At 71.1% G+C, this 9,899-nt stretch carries 11 protein-coding genes; 7 read left to right on the top strand and 4 right to left on the bottom strand.

From position 1 onward, the window contains the following. Window positions 1-124 precede the first annotated feature (124 nt). A complete protein-coding gene (locus tag OTB20_RS22380; RefSeq protein WP_267820011.1) occupies window positions 125-985 on the top strand; it encodes a class II glutamine amidotransferase in 861 nt (286 codons plus the stop codon). A 426-nt stretch (window positions 986-1,411) separates the two neighbouring features. On the opposite strand, the gene OTB20_RS22375 is transcribed toward OTB20_RS22380, so the two are convergent. Further along, window positions 1,412-2,254 (bottom strand): DUF1206 domain-containing protein, encoded by an 843-nt coding sequence (locus OTB20_RS22375; protein WP_420716459.1) that lies wholly within the window; start codon window positions 2,252-2,254, stop codon window positions 1,412-1,414. Window positions 2,255-2,402: 148 nt separating this feature from the next. Here OTB20_RS22375 and OTB20_RS22370 point away from each other — a divergent pair, with 148 nt between their 5' ends. Then, window positions 2,403-2,708 carry a hypothetical protein gene (locus tag OTB20_RS22370; protein WP_267820123.1) on the top strand — a complete coding sequence of 102 codons (306 nt, stop codon included), beginning with the start codon at window positions 2,403-2,405 and terminating at the stop codon, window positions 2,706-2,708. On the opposite strand, the gene OTB20_RS22365 is transcribed toward OTB20_RS22370, so the two are convergent. Beyond that, window positions 2,645-2,794 carry a DUF6381 family protein gene (locus OTB20_RS22365; protein ID WP_267820109.1) on the bottom strand — a complete coding sequence of 50 codons (150 nt, stop codon included), beginning with the start codon at window positions 2,792-2,794 and terminating at the stop codon, window positions 2,645-2,647. The genes OTB20_RS22370 and OTB20_RS22365 overlap by 64 nt on opposite strands. A 274-nt stretch (window positions 2,795-3,068) precedes the next feature. Here OTB20_RS22365 and OTB20_RS22360 point away from each other — a divergent pair, with 274 nt between their 5' ends. The 4 genes from OTB20_RS22360 to OTB20_RS22345 all read left to right on the top strand — a co-directional run bounded on the left by OTB20_RS22360 (window position 3,069) and on the right by OTB20_RS22345 (window position 6,724). Beyond that, the gene (locus OTB20_RS22360) at window positions 3,069-3,230 is read left to right on the top strand and encodes a hydrophobic protein (RefSeq protein ID WP_267820009.1); all 162 of its coding nucleotides are present in this window, start codon (window positions 3,069-3,071) and stop codon (window positions 3,228-3,230) included. A 246-nt stretch (window positions 3,231-3,476) separates the two neighbouring features. Further along, window positions 3,477-3,830 (top strand): PRC-barrel domain containing protein, encoded by a 354-nt coding sequence (locus OTB20_RS22355; RefSeq protein ID WP_267820007.1) that lies wholly within the window; start codon window positions 3,477-3,479, stop codon window positions 3,828-3,830. A gap of 185 nt (window positions 3,831-4,015) precedes the next feature. Further along, the gene (locus tag OTB20_RS22350; RefSeq protein ID WP_267820005.1) at window positions 4,016-4,180 is read left to right on the top strand and encodes a hypothetical protein; all 165 of its coding nucleotides are present in this window, start codon (window positions 4,016-4,018) and stop codon (window positions 4,178-4,180) included. A 225-nt stretch (window positions 4,181-4,405) separates the two neighbouring features. Beyond that, window positions 4,406-6,724: a catalase gene (locus tag OTB20_RS22345; RefSeq protein ID WP_267820003.1), complete on the top strand. Its 2,319-nt coding sequence runs from the start codon at window positions 4,406-4,408 to the stop codon at window positions 6,722-6,724. Between the two features lie 128 nt (window positions 6,725-6,852). Here the strand turns inward: OTB20_RS22345 and OTB20_RS22340 are convergent, their stop codons facing one another. Together OTB20_RS22340 and OTB20_RS22335 are read right to left on the bottom strand one after the other, a co-directional pair. Then, on the bottom strand, window positions 6,853-7,209 hold the full coding sequence (locus OTB20_RS22340) for a hypothetical protein (RefSeq protein WP_267820001.1): 357 nt from the start codon (window positions 7,207-7,209) through the stop codon (window positions 6,853-6,855). 179 nt (window positions 7,210-7,388) lie between these two features. After that, window positions 7,389-7,841: an SRPBCC family protein gene (locus OTB20_RS22335; protein WP_267820000.1), complete on the bottom strand. Its 453-nt coding sequence runs from the start codon at window positions 7,839-7,841 to the stop codon at window positions 7,389-7,391. Window positions 7,842-8,171: 330 nt separating this feature from the next. Between OTB20_RS22335 and OTB20_RS22330 the strand changes: the two genes are divergently transcribed. Then, complete coding sequence (locus tag OTB20_RS22330; RefSeq protein ID WP_267819998.1) at window positions 8,172-9,896, top strand: PP2C family protein-serine/threonine phosphatase; 1,725 nt, start codon at window positions 8,172-8,174, stop codon at window positions 9,894-9,896. Window positions 9,897-9,899 lie beyond the last annotated feature (3 nt).

The raw sequence follows: 9,899 nt of genomic DNA, 5'->3' as shown, positions 1-9,899 counted from the left end.
AGGGGCTGGAGTGGCAGCGGCCGGAAACGGACCGCGCCGAGAAGGCCGCGCGGACGGCCCGGCGAGGGGAAGTGCGCCGTCACCGGCGCTAGGCTCGGAACAGGCCTTGAAAGGGATGGTGCGCATGTGCCGCTGGTTGGCCTATTCAGGTACGCCCATGCTGCTGGACACCGTGCTCTACCGACCGGAGCACTCACTGATCAACCAGAGCCTGCACGCCCGGATGGGCGTCGAGTCGACCAACGGCGACGGGTTCGGCATCGGCTGGTACAGCGCGGACGGCGACGGGACTCCGGCGATTTTCCGCGACATCGGACCGGCCTGGAGCAATCGCAACCTGCGCGAGCTCTCCGCGCACGTACGCTCCCCGTTGTTCTTCGCCCACGTCCGCGCCTCCACCGGCTCGGCGATTCAGGAGACCAACTGCCACCCGTTCCGCCACGGCCGCTGGATGTGGATGCACAACGGGGCCATCGCGGACTTTCCCCGGCTGCAGCGCGATCTCTGCATGGCGGTCGACCCTGCGCTCTTCCCGTCCATCGAGGGATCGACCGACTCCGAGGTGATGTTCTACCTGGCCGTCACCTTCGGCCTCGACCAGGACGTCCCGGGCGCGGTGGCCCGTATGGCGGGCCTGGTGGAACACCTCGGCAAGGAACACGGCGTGCCGGATCCACTGCAGATGACGGTGGCGGTGAGCGACGGCGAGCGCGTATGGGCCTTCCGCTATTCCACTCAGGGGAAATCGCGCTCGCTCTTCTACAGCAGCAGGGCCGAGACCGTCCGGCATCTCCATCCCGAACTGGAATATCTCCGGGAGATCTCCGACGAGACGCGCATCGTGGTCTCGGAGCCCCTCGGTGACCTGCCCGGGGTGTGGAACGAACTGCCCGAGGCCAGTTACGCGGTGATCCCCTCCGGCCCGGACGCCGACTACCTGCCGTTCTTCCCGGATGCGGGGCACATCACCGCCGCAGGAGGCTGAGCGGAGCGGCCGAGGGCCTCGTACCGACGGGCGCCGCGCGACAGGATTGCGCCGCACCCGGCCGGGCAGGCGCAGGCGTACTCCACACGCACCGCACCACCCGCACGGAAGGGAACCCCAAGGTGAAATCCACACACCCGAACACCGGCGACGAACCGGAACCCGAAGGGCCCGGGCCGACGCCCGGGAGGCCGGATCCGGTACCGCGTGACCCGCAGCCCCCCAAGCCCGGACCGCGGCCCCGCGATCCCCGCCCGTCCCCTGACGCGCCGCCTCCCGACGAGCCGCCGGCGGTCCCGGAACCGCCCGACTGAATCCGGGGGGCCCGGGGAGCAGCTCGTCGAACAGGGCGCGGGCGCGGATATCCGCGCCCGCGCCGGACGACGGGCTGGGCCGGGGCTCCGGCCAGGGGGCCGGGCTCCCGTGTCAGACGCGCCGCCACATGGCCATGGCCCACGAGAACACCCCGAAGAGCACGAGCCCCACGGCGACGGCGACGAGCAGCCACGGACCGGCCGGGGTCCCGGCGAAGCTGCGGAGGGTCTCGTCGACGCCCCGCGCCGCCGACGGGTCGTAGCTGAGGGCCGCGTGTACGACGAACCCTCCGGCCGTGGCGAAGACCGCGCCACGGCAGATCCCGCCCACCGTGCCGAGGACCTCCACGGCCTTGTGTACCGGCTCCGACATGGAGGCGGTGTCCAGCTTGTCGCGGAACGTGCGCCGAGCGGCCTGCACGGCTATCACGATGCCGGCGATGGCTATGGCGAGTCCGGCCAGCCCCACGAGCCACTGACCCGCCGGCACGTCCAGGACCTTGGCCGTCACGTCGCGGGACTGCTGGTCACCGTCCTGGCCGCCGCCGCGCCCCGCGGCGAAGGTGAGCACGGAGTACGCGACGACGCCGTAGAAGACCGCCCGGGCAGCCGATGCAGCGCGCTTCGACGCCCGGTCCCCCTTTGGCCCCACCGCGCCGAACACCACCTCCGACAGCCGCCACAGCGCCATCGCGACCACCCCCGCCCCGATGACCCACACCAGCGCCGCGCCGCCCGGGTGCTCGGTAAGCTCCGCCAGCGCGCCCTGCCGGTCGGCCTGTTCCCCGGTCTCGCCGAACGCGATCCGCAGGGCGAGCACACCGACGAGTACGTACAGCACGCCGCGCGTGGCCAGCCCGCACCGCGCGGCGACCACCACGGCCCGCCGGGTGTTCCGCCCGTTCGCCGACCCCGTGCCCGACCCCGTATCGCCACGCCCCGCAGTTGCGTTCACGCCATGTCCCTTCCGGTCCGGTCGGACACCCGCCGACCGCTCACACCACGGCTGCCCTCAGGAACCCGCTCTATTCGGGGGCAGCGCCCTGCACGCGGACCCGGCCCGGAGCCGGCGGGCAGCAGGGAACGGCCCTTGAGGCGTCGCAGTGGAGGGGTTCGCGCAGTGGCTGGAGGGACGGACTGCCCGCGGCTGCGTCACGGTGGCGATCGGCACGGTGTTCTTCTGGTGGCCCCAGCGGCTGCTGCTCGGCGGCCGGGTCGCGTGGACCGCCCTGCTTCCCGGGGCGGTCGCGACCATGCTCGGGCTGCTCGGCCCGCGGGTCTTCTCCCGGCTCGCGTCAGCACCACGCCTCCCCCGGACCACGTCCTCATCCGTGATCCGGGCCGGCTACATGGGGTCCATGGTTCCGCTGCCTCGGCCGTTCTCCTGTTCGCTCTTCTCCCGGATGTGAATGGCCCTGTCCCTCAGCCGCTGCCTCTCGACGGGATCCTGCGCATGCGCAGCCGCCAGCTCCAGCTCTTGGGCCTTGTCACGCATTTCCCGGGCTCTCTGGCTCGGCCCGCTTTCATTGCTCATGGTCAGTCCTCGGATCGGGGGGAATCCGGCCCTTCCAGCCAAACACCGCCGGCACGAATGTGCCACCGCGGCCCGGACCGGAGGCGGCGTCCGCAGCCCGGGGCTCGTCAGCCGATGAGAAGGGGGCCGATCGAGGAGATCCTCCCCTTCACGGGCGCGCCGGTAGGAGCCTTCTGGGATTCGTACGCATACTCGGGGACGGTGGGGGCATTCGGCTCCTCGGAGGTTGATATCAATGGTTCCCCTGCTTCTGGTTCTTCTGCTCGTTCTGATTCTGTTCGGCGCCGGTTTCGCCCTGAAGATTCTCTGGTGGGTCGCGATCGCGGTGCTTGTGATCTGGCTTCTCGGGTTCATCGTCCGTCCGAAGAGCGGCAGTGGCCGCTGGTACCGCTGGTAGCCGGATCACCCGTCTGACCTGCGCAGCGGTGGGGCCCTCCCTGGTTCGGGGCGGGCCCCACCGCTGTGTCCTGCCGCGGGCCGCAAGGACACAGCCGCCCCGTCCTGACATTCAAGAAGAATCCGCGTTGTGTGAAACAGGGCGGTGTGGGCAGGCGAGTTTCCGGCGGCACACCGCGCCTTTCCGGTCGTTGGAATCGGGGAGAGAGCAGCAGGCCGCCGGTACCGATAGTGAAGGAGTTTTAGTATGACTGAGAACGTATGGGGCTACCGCGCCACGGTTGGCCATCTGAGCGGCGCCGATCTGACCGGTTACAAGGTCGAGGCGAAGGACGGTTCCATCGGCAAGGTCGACAAGCACTCCGACGAGGTCGGCTCCTCCTACATCGTGGTCGACACCGGACCGTGGATCTTCGGCAAGGAAGCCCTCCTGCCCGCGGGCACGATCGAGCGGATCGACGCCCAGGAGGAAAAGATCTACGCCGGCCGGACCAAGGCCGAGATCAAGGCGGCTCCGGAGTTCGACAAGGACATCCACCTGGGCAACCAGGCGTACCACCGGCAGGTCGGTGGCTACTACGACGGCCCGCACCGGGTCTGAACGGGGTGCGAGTCAGGGGCGGGGCGGCAACCGGGTGGTTGCCGCCCCGCCCCTGCTGTCTGCCCGGCGAGCGGCGCAGGCGTACTCGAGAAGGCCAACTTCCCTTCTCACGCCTGCACTTGAACCGCAAGGATGCGGCCGTCGCGGGTATACGCGTGACTGAGTCGAGCCGAGGAGGCGCTCCAGTGAGTACGCGAGGCGAAGCCCGCGAGACAGTCCGTCCGATACCCCGGGACCGACCCGACCAGCAGGCCGAGGCCGCCGAGGTCGACCCGCTCGACATCGAGACCATGGTCGAGCACGCCCGCCGGGAGCGGGAGGAGCCGAAGGGCGCGAAGCCCCGTCCGTGACGTGAGGAGAGGCGCCCTGCGCGGCGCCGACCGCCACGCGAGTACCGAAGGTGCCGTCCATCCGGCGCGTTGGGTATGAAAAGGATTTATCGGGGGATATCGGGTAGTCGACGGTTTCAGCCCCGTCGAGCGCGGAGCGCTCCGCGGTACGGAACCGGGCCGACGGCTCGGTCCGGCCCCAGGGCGGTGCGAACCCCGACTCCCCCGATCAACGGAGAGGACATCATGGCCGCGAAGAAGACGACCAAGCCGAAGCCCACGACCACGAAGACCACCACGGCCCGGAAGGCGGCCGGCGAGTCCCGCGGCCCGGACAGGATCCCCGGAGCCCCGGCTCCCGAGCCGCCCGCACCGGCCGAGCCCAAGAACCCGCGCGACCCGTTGCCGCCCAAGGCCGACCAGCGGGGCCCCGCCGCACTGAGCCCCACGGGGCAGCCGACCGGGTCGCCGGCGGCCGCGGTGGCCCAGGGGGACGCCTACCTGACGACAGCCCAGGGCGCACGGCTGTACGACAGCGACCACTCCCTCAAGGCCGGAGGGCGCGGGCCCGTCCTCCTCCAGGACCACCACCTGCGGGAGAAGATCACCCACTTCGACCACGAGCGGATCCCCGAGCGCGTCGTCCACGCACGGGGGGCCGCCGCCCACGGCGTCTTCACCGGATACGGAACCGCGGCGAAGGTCACCAAGGCGGCCTTCCTCGGGAAGGGCGTCGAGACGCCGGTCTTCGTGCGGTTCTCCACCGTCCTCGGTTCCCGCGGCTCGGCCGACTCCGTGCGGGACACACGAGGCTTCGCGACGAAGTTCTACACCGGCGAGGGCACCTTCGACCTGGTGGGCAACAACATCCCGGTCTTCTTCATCCAGGACGCGATCAAGTTCCCCGATGTGATCCACGCGGGGAAACCACATCCGGACCGGGAGATCCCTCAGGCGCAGAGCGCCCACGACACGTTCTGGGACTTCGTGTCGCTGCACACCGAGGCCACCCACCACACGCTGTGGAACATGTCGGACCGGGGCATCCCGCGGTCCTACCGGATGATGGAGGGGTTCGGAGTCCACACCTTCCGCCTCGTCAACGCCAAGGGCGCCACCACTCTGGTGAAGTTCCACTGGAAGCCAAAGCTGGGAGTGCACTCCCTGATGTGGGAGGAAGCCCAGATCACCGCCGGTATGGACCCTGACTTCCACCGCCGGGACCTGGCCGACGCGATCGAGGCGGGCGCGTTCCCGCAGTGGGAGCTGGGGATCCAGGCCTTCCCCGACACCCCGGAGCAGATGTTCGAGGGCATCGATCTGCTGGACCCGACGAAAATCGTTCCCGAAGAGCTGGCCCCGGTCCGGCCGCTCGGCCTGATGACCTTGAACGCCAATCCGCAGAACTACTTCGCCGAAACCGAACAGGTCGCCTTCCACCCCGGCCACCTGGTCCCCGGCATCGACGTCACCGACGACCCCCTCCTGGCGGGACGGCTGTTCTCCTACCTCGACACGCAGATCAGCCGCCTCGGCGGCCCGAACTTCGGCCAGCTCCCCGTCAACCGGCCGCACGCGCCCGTGAACGACATGCTCCGCGACGGCATGCACCAGAGCGCGGTCCACTCCGGCGTCGCGCCGTACCGGCCGAACACCCTGGACGGCGGCTGCCCGTTCCTCGCGGGCGCGGACACGGGAGCCTTCGTCGACGTACCCGTCGAGCTGTCCGCGTCCCGCAAGGAGCGGGCGGCTCCGGCATCCTTCGACGACCACTTCAGCCAGCCCCGGCAGTTCTGGCTCAGCATGACGGCGGTGGAGCGCGAGCACATCGTCGCCGCCTACACCTTCGAACTGTCCAAGTGCTACGAGCAGACCGTGAAGGAACGCGTCCTCACCGTCCTCGCCAACATCGACACCGGCCTGTGCCACCAGGTGGCAGCGGGTCTGGGGCTGCCCGCCCCCGCCGCCACGAAGCCGCCGTCGGCGGCCGAGCCCAGTCCCGCGCTGTCCCAGCTCGGCAAGGCGTGGCCGCTGGACGGGCGGGTCATCGGCATCGTCGCCGGCCCGTACAGCGATGTGAAGGAGGTCGCCGCAGGGCGGCAGGCCGTGCTCGACGCCGGCATGCTTCCCCTGGTGATCGCCCCGGTCGGCGGCGCCCTCGGCTCGGGCAAGGCCGCCGTCACCGTCCAGCGGACGTTCGCCACGGCCCGGTCCACCGAGTTCGACGCACTGCTCGTCGCCGGAGCACCCGGCCCCGTGGCGGACGCCGTCGACGGCCGTGACCCGAAGGCAGCGCGGGGCAAGGGCGCACGGGGCAAGACCCGGGCCCCGCATTCCGTGGGCAGCGATCCCCGGGTCCTTCTCCTGGTCACCGAGATGTTCCGCCACGCGAAGGCCATCGGCGGCTTCGCCGGCGCGGAAGACGTCCTGGCCGAAGCCGGCATTTCAGCCGATGCCACCGGCATCGTCGCCGGCACGGACGCGGCCTCGACGGTGGAGGGGCTGGCGCAGCTGCTCTCCGAGCACCGGGTGTGGGACCGCTTCCCGGCAGCCGCCTCCACGTAGCCGGCAGGCCCGCACCAGAGGTGCGGACGCCGACGGCGGGGTCCCTGGAACGGGACCCCGCCGCCGTGCACGAACCTCTGCCGCCGTAGCCGCTCGGCTACCCGGCGACGGCTACCCGGCGACCCCGCTCACGCTGCCGCCTGGATCGCCGGGGAGACGGCAGCCACGGCCAGGGCGAGAGTGTCGTACACCCCGGGCCCCCGGGTACCGGCATGCGCCAGCAAGGCCCGACGGGTGTCGCTGTGACCGGAGACCACGGCGCACGGCAGCTGGGACTGGGCACACAGCCGGTCGGTACGCGCGATGGTGCTCACGGTCGCCGAGCCGATGGCGGAGCCGTGCAGCTCGAGCACGACGGACGAGGGACGGTGGGATGAGACGAGGCTGTCGATCTCCCATGCGACCAAGGCTCGGCTGTCGATATCGAGGTCGGCTTGCAGGCGGATGATCATCACGCCTGCGTCAGTCAGCTCAACGGGCAGCACGGACACTCCCTCTCTACGCAATCCCTGGGTGCTCTCCCCCGCAGATGCCCAGGCCCATGCGGTCTCATGCCCGTGCGGCGCCCTGTCCGGGAAGCCGGGGCTGCCGAGGTACGTGATCAAGCGTGCGGGACGCCTCCTCGAAAGGCCGCCCGAGGAGGCGGGAAGGGCCCGGCACCGCGTCAGGGGTGCCGGGCCCCGGCGTGCTCCTGCTCCACGACCTTGGCCAGTCGGGCCAGCATGCCCCGGTGCCGGAGCTGGAGCAGGGCCTCGCTCACGGGGTTGTGGAGGGTGCCGGCCGGGCCGCGAAGGGGGTGCTCGTCACAGATGACCAGGGTTTCCTCACCCCAGGGCCGGAGCACGAGGAAGATCCTCGCGGTACCCAGCGGGCCGAAGGACGCCTCGAGCTCCAGCTCCCTCCCCCGTTCCCGGTGCCGCACGGTCGTCACCCCCTCCCCCGTCCAAGGACCCAGCCGGACGCTGTAGCGGAGGCGGGCGCCGGGCTCGGGCCAGTGGCGATCGAGCGGCGTGGACTTCGACGGGCCCACCACCCAGTCGCTGTACCGGACCGGATCTGCCAGCACATCCCACACGTCCTGCGGGGAGCGGCGAATCAGCTGATGACGGACAGCCATGGAAGTGCACCTCCTGGCGCAACGAACGGAAGGCCGCCGGCGCCCCGGGCGGTCGTCTTCACGGTCATGGTGCGCGTACCCCGATGAACTCGCATCTCACACCGCACCCCACACCAACCCCGTCGCATGCATCCGGGGCCGTCCTCAGGGCGACGCGGCCACCGGCCGGTCCCCCCGCGGCCCGGCGCCGCACTCGACCTGCGGACCCCTGGCTCGCGCCCGGTCTCCGTCGTGCGGGCCGACTACCGAACGGGTACTTTCGAGGCCGAGGTCCCGCGAGGTCCCCGGCGAGGAAGCCCCGCGCTTGCTTACCCGAGACGGTGAGGATCGATGACTCCAGTGATTCCGCAGGATCCCGACGCGCTGAAGCAGTTCCTCACACGCGAGGTGACCGCGCTGCGCACCGCCGCGCGCCGGGACGCGGGGGTACGCCTGGACCACGGGCCGGCGGCCGGCGCCGAGCAGGACGGTGAGCCGGCGCCGGCTTGCCCCTGTGGTACGGGCGAGGGACCCGGGCATGCCTGCGGTGACGCGCCGGAGGGGCACGACCCGTGGGCGTGCGTCTGCGCCACGCTGCCGGCGATCCCCGTGTCGGCCGCGCTGCTGGTCCCCGTACGGGACGAGGACGGGCACACCGTGGACTTCACGGTCCGGGCGGGGAACCACGTCCGCTCGGCCCAATGGCTCGACGCCCCCGACCGGCAGATCGGCCGGCGGTTGCTCGAGGTCCAGCCCGGAGCCGCGGCGAGCGGTCTGATCGGCGCACTGGTCGGCGTACTGAGCGGCGGTCGCGCCCTGCAGGCGTACGCCGTCGACTACACCGAACAGCGGGGCGACGGCCTGCACCGTGCCCGGCTGCTGTACGACGCGGCGTCCTGCGGGGACCAGGTGCTGGCCACGTGGCGGCCCGCCCGCAACCGGACGGAGATGCTGTCGCTCGACGCGCAGTACATCGCCTCCATGGGCTGGGGCACGTGGGACCTGCTGTCCGGTGACACCCACTGGTCGGAGGGGCTCCACGCGATCTTCCGTACCGAGGAGAGACGCCCCCTGTCGTTGGTGGAGCTGTGCGACGCCGTGCTCCTGGACGACGTGCCGCGCTTCTCCAGGATGCTGGTCGCGCTCCTCGACGGCGAGGAGCCGGCCGGCTCGGAGATCCGTTTCAGCGTGCTCGGGGAGATCCGTACCCTCCACCTGGTCGGCCATCCCGTCATCGCCAGGGACGGCGTTCCGTGGGCGGTCCACCTCATCGCACGTGACCTGACCGCCCAAGTGCGCAGCCGCCAGCGGCTGGCGGCGACCCGGCGGCAGACCGAGCGGCTGCGCGAGGAGGCGGCGGTCGAACGGCGCGTGGCGGCGGCACTGCGGGAGGCGCTCCTGCCCAGCCACTCGGTGGAGCTCGCCCAAGCGGGACTCTCCGTGGCGGCCGCCTACCTGCCGGCGGAGACGGACGCCGCCGTAGGCGGTGACTGGTACAAATGCCGCCTGCTGCCGGACGGAAGGATCCTTCTCGCCATCGGTGACGCCTGTGGCCACGGTCTGAGCGCGGTTGCCCGGATGGCGCAGCAAAGACACGCCCTCGCGGGTCTCGCGCATGCGCCCGGTACCCACGCGGGGCAGCTGACGACCTGGCTCAACGAGCTGCTGTGCGGCGACCCCACCGCGGAGACCGCGACCGGGATCATCGGCCACATCGACAAGGAGCGCAACCTCCGCTGGGCGTGCGCGGGCCATCCGGCGCCCCTGCTGCTCCGTGACGGCCAGGCCTCCGAGCTCGCCACGGACCATCGGGGGCCGCTCTTCGGCATGCTGCCCGGGCACGAGTACGCGACCGCCACCGTCCCGCTCCGGCCGGGCGACCTCGTCCTGCTGTACACCGACGGGATGGTCGAGCGGCGCGGCGAGGACATCAACCAGGGCATCGACGCACTGCGCCGGGTGCTGGTGTCCTGCGCCGGCCTCAGCGCGCAGGACACCATGGACCGCATCATGAGCGCGTTCACGCCCGAGGACAACGAGGACGACACCTGCCTGGTGGCCGTGCGCCTTGACTGAACG

The organism is Streptomyces sp. H27-H1, from assembly GCF_026627445.1.
Lineage (GTDB): Bacteria > Actinomycetota > Actinomycetes > Streptomycetales > Streptomycetaceae > Streptomyces.
This window is presented reverse-complemented; position numbering and strand designations above follow the sequence as displayed.

Bases quoted from the DNA above. Each gene is read 5' to 3' on its own strand.
- OTB20_RS22355 (WP_267820007.1), top strand. From the start codon at position 3,477: ATGACTGAGAACGTATGGGGCTACCGCGCCACGGTTGGCCATCTGAGC.
- OTB20_RS22345 (WP_267820003.1), top strand. From the start codon at position 4,406: ATGGCCGCGAAGAAGACGACCAAGCCGAAGCCCACGACCACGAAGACC.
- OTB20_RS22365 (WP_267820109.1), bottom strand. From the start codon at position 2,794: ATGCGTGACAAGGCCCAAGAGCTGGAGCTGGCGGCTGCGCATGCGCAG.
- OTB20_RS22335 (WP_267820000.1), bottom strand. From the start codon at position 7,841: ATGGCTGTCCGTCATCAGCTGATTCGCCGCTCCCCGCAGGACGTGTGG.
- OTB20_RS22380 (WP_267820011.1), top strand. From the start codon at position 125: ATGTGCCGCTGGTTGGCCTATTCAGGTACGCCCATGCTGCTGGACACC.
- OTB20_RS22360 (WP_267820009.1), top strand. From the start codon at position 3,069: ATGGTTCCCCTGCTTCTGGTTCTTCTGCTCGTTCTGATTCTGTTCGGC.
- OTB20_RS22330 (WP_267819998.1), top strand. From the start codon at position 8,172: ATGACTCCAGTGATTCCGCAGGATCCCGACGCGCTGAAGCAGTTCCTC.